The following is a 15,367-nucleotide window of genomic DNA, read 5'->3' on the forward strand; positions in this document are numbered from 1 at the left end:
CATCTTCTTCCAGACTCCCACCAATCGAAATCATTCTCCGCGATCAACGCTGTCAGCTACGTGTTTGTAGAGCGGGGCTTCAATGATTCCTCCTTCCCCATAATCAGCTGGAAGATCGCAGCAATACCGATCACCAGGAAACAGCCGATGGCATTCAGCCAGAGGAAAGATACAATGTTACAGCGCCATATAACAATAACACCTATTTCAGAGACCACAGCTGCCCAGAATGTAGCGGTACCGCCAATCCTTTTACAATAGAATGCCACAAGGAAGATACCCAGTATCACGCCGTAGAACAACGATCCCAGGATGTTCACCGCCTCTATCAGGCTACCCAGCTGACTGGCGAATTGTGCTACCACGATACAGAATAATCCCCAGGCAACCGTCCACCAGCGGGATACCTGCAGATAGTGCCCATCGGTCTCCTCCTTTTTGTACATGCGCTGGTAAATATCTATCACCGTTGTGGAAGCCAGCGAATTCAGTGCTGCTGCAATACTCCCCCAGGCTGCCAGGAAAATAATGGCGATGAGCAGACCCACTAGTCCCTTTGGTAAGTTGTTGACAACGAAATGCAGGAAGATATAGTTCGTATCGTTTGTGTCTGCGGCGGGATCTGCTTTCCGGATCAGGGCGATGGCTCTGGTACGGGCTTCTTCAGCTGCACTTTCTGTCTTCTGCAAGGCAGCCTTGCCGCTGGCAATAGCTGCTTCGTCGCCCTTTTTAATAGCTGCTGCCATCTCTTTGACCTGCGTCTGTTTTACAACAGCCAGGCGGTTATATTCATTCTCCACTGCCTTAAAAGCAGTGCCCTGTTCCGATTTGTAGACCTTTTTTATCTGCGCTTCGTTGAAAAATACCGGCGCCCTGAAATAGAGATAAAACACAAATACCAATGCGCCGATCAGTAATATCAGGAATTGCATGGGTACCTTCACCAGTCCGTTCATCAGGAGGCCCAGACGGCTTTCGGTTACGGAACGGGCAGTCAGGTAACGGCCTACCTGCGACTGGTCTGTACCAAAGTAAGACAATGCCAGGAAGAACCCTCCTATCAGGCCACTCCATATATTGTACCTGTCCTTCCAGTCGAAATCAGTTACAATGACATTCAGTTTATCCATTTTACCGGATACCTGCAGGGCTTCTATGAAACCAACATTCTCCGGCAACAGATGCACCACCATCCACCCTGCCAGGAACATTGCGGAAAAGATGATCACCAGCTGGAAGGTTTGCGTATAACTCACCGCCCTGGTACCGCCTGATACGGTATAGATAATGAGCAGGCCGCCCATAATAATGTTTGTGAGATAAATATTCCAACCCATCAGGGAAGACAGGATGATGGACGGAGCATAGATGCTGATACCGGTTGACAGCGCCCGCTGTAATAAGAACAGTCCAGAGGTAAGGGTACGGGTTTTCAGGTCAAAACGTTGTTCCAGGTATTCATACGCCGTATATACTTTCAGTTTATGAAAGATGGGCACAAAGGTGATACAGAGCACCACCATTGCCAGCGGCAATCCGAAATAATATTGCACAAAACGCATCCCATCAGTATAGGCCTGACCGGGAGCAGACAGGAAGGTCACTGCACTTGCCTGCGTGCCGATAATTGATAACAATACGATGTACCAGGGCATCGACTGGTTGTCCAGGAAATATCCCTGCATATCGCGCTGACCGCGACTTTTCCAGACACCATATAAGATGATCCCTACCAGTGTAACCACCAGTACAATCCAATCAGCTACGCTCATGAAAATACTTTAGTGAACAAATAAAAGCCTGCTATCAGTAATGCCAGCCAGATAATTACAAATACGTACCACATCCACCAATGCGGCAGTAATGGCGGTTTTTCTTCTGTCATAACAGATTGTTTTTACTTCCTTTATCTTTTCTTCAACATGTTTCCGCTCAGTAACCCCAGTCCAAGACCTATCAGCAGCCCGATATGCACTCTTTTGATCTCAAAACCGATGACCAGCCCTACTACTATGCAGAGAACGGCCATTATTGTGAGCCGCGACCCGCTTTCCCTTTTCTTACTCATGGATGGGTTTATTTCTTTGTTGAAATAAGATTCACAAATAGGCGGTAAGCGCCGGGCACACCTGCAGGCAGTTCTCTGAAGAATGCCAGTGAAGTGTAGACATATCTGCCCTTACCGTATTTCGCTACCAGCGTAGAGCCCTGCAATGCTTCCTCTCCTTTGTCGTGCATCGCAAACAGTTTCTCATATGCCGGGTCGGCCATTTGGGTGAAGTAAAGCCCTCTCTCCTGTATCCAGCCATCAAAGTCATGATCAGTGATGTTATTGGGATAATGCATTGTCTCTCCCTGAGGTTGTAACAGCGTCACAGCTGCTGTTTCATCTGTCACACGGTCGCGGGTAATTGTGAAAGGATAAGGCCCCATATCGGTTATTACCAACGGAGAACTTACATTGTACTGTACCAGGTAGGTACCGCCGTTTTTCACATATTCCATGAGGCGTGGCTGCCAGTATTTAATACGTGGATTAACGTTATATGCTCTTACGCCGGCAATGATGGCATCATATTGCTGCAGGTTGCCGTTCATGATCTCTTTTTCGTCCAGCTGGGTCACTTCGTAACCTACCTGCCGCAGCGAAGCGGCCACCATATCGCCCGCACCCGGAATGTATCCCAGCTTGCGGCCATTATACTTCAGGTCTACGGTCACCAGCCTTGCAAAAGCCTCGGGGAAAATATTGATGTCGGGAATATGATCGTACGCGATGGTACGCAGGCTTTGGGTATACAATTTACCCTCACTGCGCACTTCCACACGCAGGGTATCAGTGCGGTTAATGCCGGTCACTTTCTGCGGAGCGATGTGGAAGGTTAGCACTGTTTCATCTCCTTTGGATGACAGTTCATATGACTGCTCTGCCTCCTGGCTGGTGAAACCTGCCGGCAGCTGCAGACGTACTGTACCTTTCGTCTTCTGACCCATTGCCCTCAGCTTCACCTGTACCGGTTGTGACTGCGTTTGTGTGAAGATGAACACACTGGTATTCAGCATCGCTACTACCGGCGGAGCCACTACCAGTGGTTCGTATAATTCCCCCTTTACAGGGTCGGTGAATTTGTATTGTACCGGCCTGGTAACCGTCAGCGGTTCTCCATTGATGCGGAGCTTAATGACTGCTTCCAGGGAGGGTTTATTTTCCGGGTAACCTACCTGCATTGGATCTTTGATGGTATAGATCCCGATCGGATGTGGCGATTGCAGCCAGTATGGCTGGGATACAGGCAGAGAAGCCGGTAATGTCAGTGATTCGGGAATGGTACGCGTACGGTTATACTCCAGCGGCAGTTTATTGAGCACGGTGTCCTTACCGTCAAAGCTGATCTGATCTACCGTAACGTTGGTATTGCTGTTACACAGCAGCTGTACGCTGCCCTCCATTGGTTGTCCGGGCACTACTACCTGCGCATTACTGTATGCTTCCATCCAGATGGCGGCACAGGCGATGATCAGGTCTTCCGTTTCCTTCAGTTTCTGTGTACGCCAGTAGCCTTCAGGCAAGGCCTGGATAGCTTTCCGGATCTCCAGCAGGGCTGGTACGGAAGCCGCAGGATTTTCCATATTATAGGCTGCCTGGGCTTTGTCGATCATTTCACCGATTGGTTTACCGCCCGGTACGCGAGACCAGGTAGTATTAACACCATCCAGTAAGCTACCTACCGGTTTATCTCCTTTTACAGGGCTGAAATATTCATAGGAGCTTCCCCTGGAAGCCGGAACACCAAATCCCTGGCTTTTATGCTGGGAGCGGCTTTCTGCAGCAATTTCCCCATATCCGCGACCCAGCAGGTAGTTAAAGGTGCCTACATTGAGCTCGAAGAGATTTCCGGCGGAATTATCTACAGCGCCAGTCCAGTTAAAGGTATTCCACATGATGCGGTGAGCTTTCCAGGGTTGCAGCACTTTGAGCTGCTCCGGAAAGCGTTTTGGGTCGGCAGCCGCTTCATAGGCTTCTTCCGCCAGCATAGCGGAAGCGGTATGATGCCCGTGACCTGCACGGCTATCGGGTGGAAAACGGCATACAATAACGTCGGGCTGGAATTTGCGGATCATCCATACCACATCTCCCAGGATCTTTTCTTTGTCCCAGATGGTAAATGTTTCAGTAGGATTTTTCGAGAAGCCGAAATCCAGGGCGCGGGTGAAGAATTGTTCCGCTCCGTCAATACGGCGGGCGGCCAGTAGTTCCTGGGTGCGGATCAGGCCCAGTAATTCGCCCTGTTCATCCCCTACCAGGTTTTGTCCGCCGTCCCCCCTGGTGAGGGACAGATACCCGGTACGGTATAATTTTTCTTTTGCCAGATATCCCAGTAAACGGGTGTTCTCATCGTCAGGATGAGCGGCGATATATAAAACGCTACCAAGCGTATCCAGTTTCCTGAACTGTAATCTGATGTCTGCTGCATTTACGACCGGTGAGCGCTGAGCCCATGTGGTAGCGGCGAATAACCCTGAAATAAGTGTTAAAAACAATCCTTTGACCATTGCTCTTGTTTGTTAAACAGTGGCCAAAAATAGTGATTAAATATAGCCGTTAAAGAAAATGTGATAAAAGGTGAAAGCCATTATTTTTTAAACATAAAATAGACGGCGCCGAGAATGAATAAAAAGGAGATGAGATAGTTCCAGCGGAGCGGCTCCTTTAATATAAAGATGGCAAAGACGGCGAAAACGGTCAATGTGATCACTTCCTGGATGGTTTTAAGTTGGAAACCGGAAAAGCCTTCCTGGGCGCCGAAACGGTTGGCGGGCACCATGAAGCAGTATTCAAAGAAGGCGATACCCCAGCTGATGAGGATCACTTTCCAGAGCGGCACGTTTTCATATTTTAAATGGCCATACCAGGCAAATGTCATGAAGGTGTTGGAAATCAATAAAAGAAAGATGGTGCGCATGATGTTTAAGGCTCAAAAAAAGGCATAAAGATAGACGATAGATCAGAAATAATCCCATTAACAGGCAAGCATTTGTTGGAATTATCCTCACTATCGTCTATCTGATCAATGATATATGTGAGGGCGAAACAGAATGGTCTGATATGGCAGTAAAGCAGGAATGTTACTGCCCGGAGATCCGTTTCCTGGTTCGGCATCTGGAATTTCGGAAAAAAATAAACCGGCCCAAAAGAGCCGGCCGGTTGTTACAGGTCTCAACTTTCCTATCATGCTTAGGAGTTGTAAGTTTAAACGCTAAAGCGGTAATGTTAGTCCAGCTTTATTTCCCCCAGGTCTGTTACTTTGCCGTCTTCGACTTTTACGTCTTTGAGGGTGGCGTCTTTATAAGGATCTTTAGCGTCGATAATCACGGTATAGGTACCCGCTTTGGCGGGCTGTACTGAAAATGCTCCGTCTGTAATGGGCGCCTTCAGGGTATCCATTCCTGAAATAGCCCATACTTCTGATGCCCCATCTGCCGGCGTGATCTTGCCGCTGATAGTTCCTCCATCGAAGGTGGTGAAAGCCAAGGCTCCAACTACCAGCGCAACAAGGGCCGACAGCCCAAACGTTGTCCTTTTCATACAAATTGGTTTTAGGTTTTTTTTACAATATCGAAATGGTATAAAAAAACTTTATTAAAACCGCACTTGTGTAGCAGGCGCCTGCAAAGTGCCGCTTTGTTCACTGTCTATACATACAATACAACCAATTTGAACCTCACCATTAGTCGTTTTGAAAAAAAAGTTGTCTTTTTTTTAGCATTTGGGGAATTTCACTGAAAACCCTTTACTATGGCGGATTTAATTTTTTATAAATTCGAAATATCCGGTTCAGGGCCCTATGGGTCAGTCAATTGGCTGATTAATTGCAGGAATAAACTAATTTTGCTACGTTCTGTTTTTGATAGCCGACTTTAGTCCGTTGCAATAGCAATTACATAAAAGAATAGAAAAGATTAGTTACAGGATGCCGCTCAACAATACAGATATAGTTAATGGGGTCCGGAACAGGGATAAACAGGTTTTTGAGATCATCTTCAATCAGTTTTCCTCCTCAATGTTCAGTATCGCCCTGCGATACCTGCGTGACCAGGACGAGGCACAGGATATTGTGCAGGACGTATTCCTGAACCTATGGCGCACGGCAGACAACCTGGATGAACGCGCTCCCATCCAGCATTACCTGGCAAGAGCCACTGTCAATACCTGCCTTAACCGGATAAAGAAAGCTCAGAGACAACAACAATATACTAAGGACCAACAGCTTACCTCTACGGAATCTACTGTCGAACACCTGTTATTGGAACACAAAGAATTGGAAGCCCAATACTTATCCATTCTTGAGAAATTGCCGGAACAATGCCGCCGGGTATTTGAAATGAGCCGGTTCAAGGGATTGTCTCCCACAGAAATATCCCAACAACTGAATATTTCCATCAATACGGTTTATACGCACCTTACCACCGCACTGAAAAAGATCAGGCTGGGACTGCTGAATCAGCAGTAAGGAGGGAACAAAGGCCTTATATTATCTGTTTACCTGCTATATATATTATTATATAGCACTGACAATAAAGAAAGGTCTCCTCTCACGAAGGTTTTTTTAAAAAAGAACTAATGGTAAGGATATTTTTGATTGTATTAATACTAAGAGATGAAACAGCAACCTGATATCGATGTCGTTATCCGCTACCTGGAGGAACCAGGGAATGAGGAGCACAAACGTTCACTGGATGAATGGTTGCAGCTGGATGCTGCCAATCTGGATATCTTCCTGGAAACTAAAGCGTTGTGGCAGGGAGATGTATTACCTGCAGCTGCATCTTATAATATCTCCCGGCAATGGCAACTACTGGATGCACAGCTTACTGCTACCATCCCCCCGGTGACTGTTGAGGCTCAGCCGGAACTAACTCCCACAGCCCCTGTTGCAGAAAAAGGTAAGATAAAGCCAATAATAGCCCGTTACTGGTGGGCTGCTGCTGCTGCCGTCCTGGTGGTGATAGCAGTGACCCTGTACCGCCAGCCTTTATATATCGCCCAGCAAACCGCTCAGAATACAGATAGCCTCCTGCTGCCCGACGGCACACGCCTCTATCTGAATGCCCACACCAGTGTAAAATACCCCCGCCGTTTCCAGGGAAGCAACAGGGAAGTATTTGTACAACAGGGTGAGGTATTCGTAGATGTAAAACATATGCCGGAAAAGCCATTCTCCGTTCACCTCAAGAATGTGGATGTAGAAGTACTGGGTACCTCTTTCGATGTGAAAGAGACCAAACAGGGAGTGAAAGTGTTTGTGCAAACGGGAAAAGTGAAGGCGGTCTATAAAAACGGTAAAAAATCAGTCATACTCACTCCTGGAGAAGAAGCAGAAATGCTGCTGGCAGGTGCTACAATCAGTACCCGTCATCACCGGAACAATAACCCCATTGCCTGGAAAACCGGTCAGCTGACCTTTGTTGACGCTCCTCTTTCCGAGGTGGCCGCGGTACTGGAGGATTACTACAAAGTAAATATTGTTCTGAAGGGAGATGGACTGGCAGACAAAAAGCTGCTCGCTACTTTCCATAAAGAAACTCTCCCCGAAGTACTGGACATTCTGTCCAAAACATTGCAGGTAAAGGCCATACAAAAAGATAGCCTGGTAGAAATTTATTAGTCCTACGGAGAAAATGCAGTTGACGATACAGGCACTCCGTAAGGCGGCTTACTATAAGCGCTGGTGCATACTACTATTTTGTGTATGTATAGGCCTGTCATTTGCCCATTCTTCCCGAGCTACCAACAGTCCTATTCCCTATACCGATTTTCAGGATGGAGATACCATCAAGGTAACCTTGAAAGTATACCGCGCCAGCCTCCGGCAAGTCATCCACCTGATAGAAAAACAAACCGGCCTCACATTCGCCATCTCTTCCACCCTTCTTGATAATGCCCGCTCAGTATCCTTACAGGTACGACGTCAGCCACTTACATCCGTTCTCCGCCAGATCTTTGCCGGCAGCAGGTATGCCTTCGAGATCCGTAATAAACAGATCATCGTCTACCCCGAAGATCAGGCGCCCGCAACGCCCGGGATCATCAAACGGCCGGCAGACAAAGAACTGGAAAAGTTTGTCGTAACAGGTCTGATCACCGACGGGGAAAGACCACTGGCAGGTGTTTCTATACGTGAAAGAGATACACACAACGGCGCCAGTACCAATGAGAGCGGCCGCTTCCGCATACCAGTGGCCAACGGACAGGCCATGCTGCAATTCTCCCTTATCGGTTATGAGACCCGGGAAATTGCCCTGAGAGACAGAAAAACCCTGGAGATCATCCTCCAAAGCGATACCAAGACTTTAAATGACCTCGTCATCATCGGTTATGGTATTCATAGCAAAGCCAACATCACCGGTTCCATTACAAAAGTGGAAGGCCGCCGCTTAAAAAGCCGTCCTGTTACCAACGTTATGGCGGCATTACAGGGCACGGCCCCCGGATTGCTGGTAACCCGCAACAACGGGCAACCCGGTAAGGAAGGCTTCAATCTCCAGATCAGGGGATTATCCTCCGGCAACTATAGTGAGCCGCTTGTACTTGTAGACGGGGCGCCTGGGTCCATTACGTTACTCAATCCCAACGATATTGAATCCATCTCTGTGCTGAAAGATGCTGCCGCGGCGTCTATCTATGGTCCGCTGGCAGCCGGCGGCGTAGTGCTGGTCACCACCAAAAGAGGAAAAGCCGGCAAGATCTCCGTTGAATACAACAGCCTGTTCGGAATAGAAAAGCCCATCGCACTGCCTAAGCGGATGCGCTCCTGGCAGGCAGCTTCACTACAGAATGAAGCGGCACAAAACGCAGGCTTGCCGCCTGTATGGTCAGCACAGGATATATCCCTGATGCGGGACCCTGATATTAATTTCCTGCCCAAACTGGATGGCAGCCGGAATTATAATTATTACGATGACTTTAATCCGCTGGACAACGTTACCCGCAATAACAGCACTACTTCCACTTATACCATCACAGCCAAAGGCGGTAGCGAAGAACATCAGTACCTGCTTTCCCTCGGGCAATTCTCCCGGCAGGGATTGTTCAATACCGGACCTGATAAAACATCCAGGACCAACGTACAGATCAATGTCAACAACCGCTTCAGTGATGTATTAAGCCTGGAAACAAGCCTGCAGTACGCCAATAGCAATACCCTCTCCCCCGGATGGCGAGTGGACGGCAATTATGGATTATTGAACTTTTTATACCAGGCCCCTGGCTATGTACCTGTTTATGTGCCCTTCACCAGGCAGTATACAGCAGGTTTCAATAGCATCGCTCTACTGAAGGATGCCGGCAAACGTGACGAACGCACCTCCTATGCAGATGCCGTATTTACATTGAAAGCCGAAAACCTGTACAAAGGGCTTACCTTAAAAGCCGTGTATAGTCCTCAGCTGACTACCAGTCACGACGGCCTGGGTAAACGTACCGTCAACTTCTATGATGGCAGCGGTTATATCAATAGCGTCAACGAGCCTAATTCACTGAAAACAGGTTACCTGATGGAGGTGCAGCATAGCTTACAACTGCTGGCTGACTACGATCTTTCTGCCGGGAAAAAACATACCGTGCATATACTGGGCGGTTATGCCTATGAAAGCCATTATCAGCATCAGCGGATCATGAAAGCCGCCGGTGTATCGTCGAATGAACTATCGCAGCTGTCGTTCAATGATCCGCTTAAAGTCAACACGATAGACTTTAAAGGCGCCGGCGGACTATCGTCTCTCTTTACGCGGATCAACTATAACTTCAGTGACCGCTACCTGCTGGAAGCAAACCTGATAGCAGCAGCGCTGACTTACAACAGCACACAACAGCCGGAGATGAACAGACAACATCTCTTCCCTTCCTTCTCCGCCGGCTGGCGACTGAATAACGAGAAATGGTTTGCAGCTGCCTTCCCCTTCTTCGATGAGTTTAAGCTACGCGCCTCCTGGGGTATGCTGGGCAATTTCAACTGGCGCAGCGGACTCAATGATTTTAATTACCGCGATCAGATACTGCATCCGTCGGCATATCCGATCATTTCTTATGATGAGAATGACCGGTACATTCCCGGGAATAACAACTGGGAGACCATTTCCACAACCAATGCAGGGCTGGACCTGACCTTCTTCAAAGGCAGGCTGAATATTAATGCGGACTACTTTGTGAAACACAATTCCCGTATGCAGATCGCCACGCAGACCTATCCAGGGGTCGACTGGTTATCGCCTACCTTCTATACTGCGGTACTGCGCTCCTGGGGATGGGAACTGAATCTGGGCTGGCGCGACAACCGCGGACCTTTCAGTTATTGGGTGAATGCAAATCTCTTTGACGATCAGAATAAGATATTAAAGGCCAATGGTGCCACTGCCTGGCTGAATGGGAACAACCGTGGATTGGTAGGGCTGCCTTACAATGCGATAGTGGGTTACAGGGCTACGGGATATTTTCAGAATGAAGCAGAAGTGGCCGGTCATGCGTATCAGAGCACCACCACTGCTCCCGGCGATATCCGCTACCAGGATGTTAACAATGACGGTGTTATCAGCGGTGGCAGTCATACCAATGAGGATCATGGAGACCTCGTATACCTGGGGAGCACACAACCCAGATACTCCTATGGCTTTGATGCGGGCTTCTCCTTCAAAGGCTTTGACTTCTCTATTTTCTTCCAGGGAATTGGCGCCAAGAAAGTACTGGTGCCGGCAAAGTATAGCATGCCATTTGTCGACAACTGGCAGCAACCCTGGCTGATACATAGCGATCACTGGTCGCCATCCAATCCGCAGGCCGACTTTCCCCGCCTATATGCTGGCTATAATCAGAACCTGCTGCCATCATCTTTCTGGTTGATGAATGCGTCTTATATCCGCTTAAAGAATCTTCAGATCGGTTATACTTTCCACTTCGACAAGAACCATCCGCTGATCAACAGTCTGCGTATTTATTTCTCCGGACAGGATCTCTGGGAGGTGAATAAGATGAAGATCCGGTATTATGATCCGGAACAGGCTACCAGTATTGGTTATCAATATCCTTTCTTCCGGTCTTTTACACTGGGATTGAATGCGAATTTCTAGGATGGGGTCTCATTTCGGGGGTTAATCACCATATAGCGATCCCGGGTTTGAAACCCCGTGCTACAAATACACAGCACCTCCGGAGCCGATCGCAGCGGATAAACCCTTAAGGATTTTATACAGTTCCGGAAGGTATTTCCTACAGTTGGCGGCATAAAAAAGGTGAAAAGTAACGAGACCTTTCACCTGCTTATTTTTTAGTCGTGTTAATTACTCTACTACTTTGCCAGCCTTCTTTCCGGACAGCAGGTATAAAACCGCCATACGGACAGCCACGCCATTCTCTACCTGGTTCAGGATAATGGAATGTCCGGAATCTGCAACATCAGAGCTGAGTTCCACACCGCGGTTGATTGGGCCGGGGTGCATAATCACGATCTCTTTTTGCAGGCTGTCCAGCAGCTGCCTGTTCACACCGTAAGCCAGGGAATATTCCCTGAGGGAGGAGAACAACGGCGTATTCTGTCTTTCCAGCTGTATGCGCAATACATTTGCTACGTCGCACCATTGCAGCGCCTCACGGATATCATAGCTTACATTTACTCCCAGCGCCGCTTCCATATATTTCGGGATTAGTGTGGGAGGTCCTACTACAGTCACTTCCGCTCCCAGCAACCGCAGGCAGTAGATGTTGGAAAGGGCTACCCTGGAGTGCATAATATCACCACAGATAGCGATTTTCTTACCAGTTACACTACCCAGCCTTTCCCTGATGGAAAAAGCATCGAGTAATGCCTGTGTCGGGTGTTCGTTAATACCATCTCCCGCATTCACGATCGGTACATCAATATGTTTTGAGAGGAAGTGAGGCGCTCCGCTGGCAGAGTGTCTCATCACCACCATATCCACTTTCATGGACAGGATATTGTTGACCGTATCAATGAGCGTTTCACCTTTGGAGACGGAGGAACCTGATGCGGAGAAATTCACCACATCTGCGCCCAGCCTCTTTTCAGCCAGCTCAAATGAAATACGTGTGCGCGTTGAATTTTCGAAGAATAAATTAACGATGGTAGTATCCCTGAGAGAAGGAACCTTTTTGATCGGTCTTTGCAAAACCGCTTTGAACTCATCAGCTGTTTGAAAAATAAGCTCTATGTCCTGACGCTGCAGACCGCGTATTCCGAGAAGATGATTTACTGATAATGACATTTAAGATGCAAATATAAATGACCTGACTACAAATCCCAAAATCAAAATCCGGATGCGGACAATCCAGCGCATCCATCAGTATTGCTTATTCGAGGATGACCTCGTCTTTCCCGTCACGTTCTGCCCAGCGCACCTTCACTTTTTCGGAGGTGATAGCATCGACGGTACGACCTGTATAATCTGCCTGGATAGGCAGGTGACGGGTAAAACGGCGATCTATCAGTACCAGTAATTCCACCACGGAAGGGCGGCCGAAGTCCAGCATTGCAGCCAGCGCCGAACGGGTGGTGCGGCCGGTATACAACACATCATCCACCAGGATCACTTTTTTATTTTCCAGGGAGAAATCTATCGTTGTTTGATTGGGTACATGCAACTGGGTATTGAAGTCATCCCTGTAGAAGGTGATGTCCAGTTTCCCGTAGTTGATATGTACTCCGGGCAGTAATTTTTGCAGGGTGTGATAGATACGGTCTGACAGGTAGATCCCTCTCGGCTGTAAGCCTATCAGCACGCTCTTTGAAAAATCCAGGTGATTTTCAATCAACTGGTGACAAAGCCTGTCTATGGTTATGGCCACTTGCGTACCATTCAATATGGTCTTCAAAATATGTGGATTTAAAGCGCCAAAAATAATGATTAATAGCGGGTAAGAAAAGTTTCCCTGCTATTTTCTATTTCCGGCGTACATTTATCACAACGTAAACAGATGAAATTTCTATCCATACTCACACTCTCTTTTATGTTTTTATTTGGTAATGCCGACGCCCAGCTTAAAGCGGGTGATAAAGTGCCTTCTTTTCAGTTACAGGACCAGGATGGTCAGACTTTCGATATTAACAGCGTGCTGGGTAAACAACCGCTTGTGATCTACTTCTATCCCAAAGATGAAACCGGAGGCTGTACCAAAGAGGCCTGCTCTTTCCGGGATGCCTATGAAGATTTCACCAGCCGGGGTGCAAAGGTGATCGGTATCAGCGGGGATGATGTGGCATCGCACAAAAGCTTTGCTACCCATCACAAGTTACCATTTACATTGCTGGCAGATACGGGTAATAAAGTGCGTAAGTTATTTGGTGTGCCGAAAACGTTATTTATACCAGGTAGGGTAACCTATATTGTAGATAAGCAAGGGGTTATCACCTATGTATTCAATAACCTGAGTGACGGGCCAAGGCATGTAAAAGAAGCGCTGGCAGCGCTGGAGAAGATGAATTAAACGTAACGCGTCATGCCCATATTCCACCCCGGGCTACAAACACGGAGACTCCTGACGGAGTCGATTTCACGGGGACGACAAGATATAAAACAAAACGGGGAGATCATTCCGATCTCCCCGTTTTCTATTTCAACGTATATACGTCCTATTTATCTTCTTTCAGGAATGGATACCTGTAATCAGTAGGCGGTACAAGCGTTTCCTTAATCGTTCTTGCACTCAGCCAGCGATAGAGGTTCAATGCGGAACCAGCCTTATCGTTGGTACCGGAAGCGCGGGCGCCACCGAAAGGCTGCTGCCCCACTACTGCACCGGTAGGCTTGTCATTGATGTAGAAGTTACCTGCACTGTTCACCAGTCTCCTGGTTGCCTGGTCAATAGCGTAACGGTCCTGCGCAATGATAGAGCCTGTCAGTGCATATGGAGAGGTGGTATCAACGATATCCATGATCTCATCGAACTTATCAGCCTCATACACATAGATCGTCAGTACAGGTCCGAAGATCTCTTCACACATAGTCACATATTTCGGATCAGTTACTTCGATCACAGTCGGCTCGATAAAGTAACCTTCTGTTTTATTGTAGTTACCACCGGCGATGATCTTTGCGTTAGGATCTTTCTTCGCGTTGTCGATGTATTTGGCGATCTTATCGAAAGAGCGTTCATCGATCACGGCGTTGATAAAGTTGGTAAAATCTTCTGTAGTACCCATTTTCATGGTCTTCAGCTCAGCCACCAGTTTCGCTTTCACGGCTTCTGCAATATTGGATGGCAGATAAGCGCGGGAAGCGGCGGAGCATTTCTGTCCCTGGTATTCGAAAGCGCCACGGGCCAGTGCAATAGCCACTACATCTGCGTTAGCAGATTTGTGCGCCAATACGAAGTCTTTACCACCGGTCTCTCCTACTATGCGAGGGTATGTTTTGTATTTGCTGATGTTAGTACCGATTGTCTTCCACATCTGCTGGAACACACCGGTAGAACCTGTAAAGTGGATACCTGCAAAATCAGGATGGCTGAAGCAGATATCACCCAATACCGGACCATCAGCATATACCAGGTTGATCACACCTGCAGGCAGACCGGCTTCCTGTAATACTTTCATGATCACGTGTGCAGCCAGTACCTGTGTGTAGGCAGGTTTCCATACCACCACATTACCACACATAGCGGCAGATGTTGGCAGGTTGCCCGCGATAGCGGTAAAGTTGAACGGCGTGATAGCCACTACGAAACCTTCCAGCGGACGGTATTCCAGGCGATTGTGGACACCCGGAGAGCTAACTGGCTGTTGGTTATATATATCGGCGAGATAGTGTACGTTGAAACGGAGGAAGTCGATCAGTTCACAGGCGCTGTCTATTTCCGCCTGATAAGCATTTTTACTCTGCCCCAGCATAGTAGCCGCATTGATCTGGTAGCGGTATTTGGTAGCGAGTAATTCTGCAGCTTTCAGGAACACGGCAGCACGTTGTTCCCATGGAGTATCCGCCCATTTAGCGCGGGCTGCGAGAGCTGCAGCAATAGCGTCTTTTACGTGGCTGGCATCTCCTTCATGGAAGTGGCCCAGCTTGTGTTTTATTTCATGAGGAGGACGGAGGTCAATAGTCTTGCCGGTACGCACCTCTTTATCACCAATATACATGGGGATATCAAATTCCTGGGCTTTAAAAGCAGCCAGTTGTTTTTTCAGCGCGTCCCTTTCGGGGGAACCCGGAGCATAGCTGTACACTGGTTCGTTGGCAGGTGCAGCAAAGTGGAAATAAGCATTATGCATTCTCAAAAGTTTTTATGTTCGATCTTGTTGTTTTCTTCCAGATGTTAGCAGGTGTCATATAGATCTTCTCTCATTAAGCAGGGCCATGGACG

The 15,367-nt window shown here is 48.0% G+C and carries 12 protein-coding genes; 4 read left to right on the top strand and 8 right to left on the bottom strand.

Annotation, left to right across the window (positions count from 1 at the left end; genetic code table 11):
- Window positions 1-56: 56 nt before the first annotated feature.
- From F3I09_RS23625 to F3I09_RS23640, 5 genes are all read right to left on the bottom strand, one after another.
- Entirely contained in the window at window positions 57-1,772 is a 1,716-nt protein-coding gene (locus tag F3I09_RS23625) for a sodium:solute symporter (RefSeq protein ID WP_149697520.1), read from the bottom strand.
- 134 nt (window positions 1,773-1,906) lie between these two features.
- Complete coding sequence (locus F3I09_RS34170; protein WP_188133931.1) at window positions 1,907-2,068, bottom strand: hypothetical protein; 162 nt, start codon at window positions 2,066-2,068, stop codon at window positions 1,907-1,909.
- 8 nt (window positions 2,069-2,076) lie between these two features.
- Entirely contained in the window at window positions 2,077-4,554 is a 2,478-nt protein-coding gene (locus tag F3I09_RS23630; RefSeq protein ID WP_149697521.1) for a PIG-L family deacetylase, read from the bottom strand.
- A gap of 80 nt (window positions 4,555-4,634) precedes the next feature.
- A complete protein-coding gene (locus F3I09_RS23635; protein WP_149697522.1) occupies window positions 4,635-4,964 on the bottom strand; it encodes a DMT family protein in 330 nt (109 codons plus the stop codon).
- Between the two features lie 308 nt (window positions 4,965-5,272).
- The gene (locus F3I09_RS23640) at window positions 5,273-5,587 is read right to left on the bottom strand and encodes a carboxypeptidase regulatory-like domain-containing protein (RefSeq protein ID WP_149697523.1); all 315 of its coding nucleotides are present in this window, start codon (window positions 5,585-5,587) and stop codon (window positions 5,273-5,275) included.
- A gap of 385 nt (window positions 5,588-5,972) precedes the next feature.
- Between F3I09_RS23640 and F3I09_RS23645 the strand changes: the two genes are divergently transcribed.
- From F3I09_RS23645 to F3I09_RS23655, 3 genes are all read left to right on the top strand, one after another.
- The gene (locus F3I09_RS23645; RefSeq protein ID WP_149697524.1) at window positions 5,973-6,512 is read left to right on the top strand and encodes an RNA polymerase sigma factor; all 540 of its coding nucleotides are present in this window, start codon (window positions 5,973-5,975) and stop codon (window positions 6,510-6,512) included.
- 147 nt (window positions 6,513-6,659) lie between these two features.
- Complete coding sequence (locus tag F3I09_RS23650) at window positions 6,660-7,667, top strand: FecR family protein (RefSeq protein WP_149697525.1); 1,008 nt, start codon at window positions 6,660-6,662, stop codon at window positions 7,665-7,667.
- Between the two features lie 13 nt (window positions 7,668-7,680).
- Window positions 7,681-11,124, top strand: coding sequence for a SusC/RagA family TonB-linked outer membrane protein (locus F3I09_RS23655; protein WP_149697526.1), 3,444 nt, complete (start codon window positions 7,681-7,683; stop codon window positions 11,122-11,124).
- A 210-nt stretch (window positions 11,125-11,334) separates the two neighbouring features.
- Here the strand turns inward: F3I09_RS23655 and F3I09_RS23660 are convergent, their stop codons facing one another.
- Both F3I09_RS23660 and pyrR read right to left on the bottom strand, forming a co-directional pair.
- Window positions 11,335-12,276 carry an aspartate carbamoyltransferase catalytic subunit gene (locus F3I09_RS23660; protein WP_149697527.1) on the bottom strand — a complete coding sequence of 314 codons (942 nt, stop codon included), beginning with the start codon at window positions 12,274-12,276 and terminating at the stop codon, window positions 11,335-11,337.
- Window positions 12,277-12,361: 85 nt separating this feature from the next.
- Window positions 12,362-12,883 carry a bifunctional pyr operon transcriptional regulator/uracil phosphoribosyltransferase PyrR gene (gene pyrR / locus F3I09_RS23665; protein WP_149697528.1) on the bottom strand — a complete coding sequence of 174 codons (522 nt, stop codon included), beginning with the start codon at window positions 12,881-12,883 and terminating at the stop codon, window positions 12,362-12,364.
- A gap of 102 nt (window positions 12,884-12,985) precedes the next feature.
- On the opposite strand from pyrR, the gene F3I09_RS23670 reads away from it, so the two are divergent.
- The gene (locus F3I09_RS23670; RefSeq protein WP_223233353.1) at window positions 12,986-13,495 is read left to right on the top strand and encodes a peroxiredoxin; all 510 of its coding nucleotides are present in this window, start codon (window positions 12,986-12,988) and stop codon (window positions 13,493-13,495) included.
- A gap of 145 nt (window positions 13,496-13,640) precedes the next feature.
- On the opposite strand, the gene pruA is transcribed toward F3I09_RS23670, so the two are convergent.
- Entirely contained in the window at window positions 13,641-15,275 is a 1,635-nt protein-coding gene (gene pruA, locus F3I09_RS23675; protein ID WP_149697529.1) for an L-glutamate gamma-semialdehyde dehydrogenase, read from the bottom strand.
- Window positions 15,276-15,367: the final 92 nt, after the last annotated feature.

The sequence above is a fragment of the Chitinophaga sp. CF418 genome, from assembly GCF_900142925.1.
Classification (GTDB): Bacteria; Bacteroidota; Bacteroidia; order Chitinophagales; family Chitinophagaceae; genus Chitinophaga.

Excerpts from the sequence above, each read along its gene's own strand:
- F3I09_RS23635 (WP_149697522.1), bottom strand. The coding sequence starts at position 4,964 with ATGCGCACCATCTTTCTTTTATTGATTTCCAACACCTTCATGACATTT.
- pruA (WP_149697529.1), bottom strand. The coding sequence starts at position 15,275 with ATGCATAATGCTTATTTCCACTTTGCTGCACCTGCCAACGAACCAGTG.
- F3I09_RS34170 (WP_188133931.1), bottom strand. The coding sequence starts at position 2,068 with ATGAGTAAGAAAAGGGAAAGCGGGTCGCGGCTCACAATAATGGCCGTT.
- F3I09_RS23655 (WP_149697526.1), top strand. The coding sequence starts at position 7,681 with ATGCAGTTGACGATACAGGCACTCCGTAAGGCGGCTTACTATAAGCGC.
- F3I09_RS23660 (WP_149697527.1), bottom strand. The coding sequence starts at position 12,276 with ATGTCATTATCAGTAAATCATCTTCTCGGAATACGCGGTCTGCAGCGT.
- F3I09_RS23625 (WP_149697520.1), bottom strand. The coding sequence starts at position 1,772 with ATGAGCGTAGCTGATTGGATTGTACTGGTGGTTACACTGGTAGGGATC.
- F3I09_RS23630 (WP_149697521.1), bottom strand. The coding sequence starts at position 4,554 with ATGGTCAAAGGATTGTTTTTAACACTTATTTCAGGGTTATTCGCCGCT.
- F3I09_RS23640 (WP_149697523.1), bottom strand. The coding sequence starts at position 5,587 with ATGAAAAGGACAACGTTTGGGCTGTCGGCCCTTGTTGCGCTGGTAGTT.
- F3I09_RS23645 (WP_149697524.1), top strand. The coding sequence starts at position 5,973 with ATGCCGCTCAACAATACAGATATAGTTAATGGGGTCCGGAACAGGGAT.
- F3I09_RS23670 (WP_223233353.1), top strand. The coding sequence starts at position 12,986 with ATGAAATTTCTATCCATACTCACACTCTCTTTTATGTTTTTATTTGGT.
- F3I09_RS23650 (WP_149697525.1), top strand. The coding sequence starts at position 6,660 with ATGAAACAGCAACCTGATATCGATGTCGTTATCCGCTACCTGGAGGAA.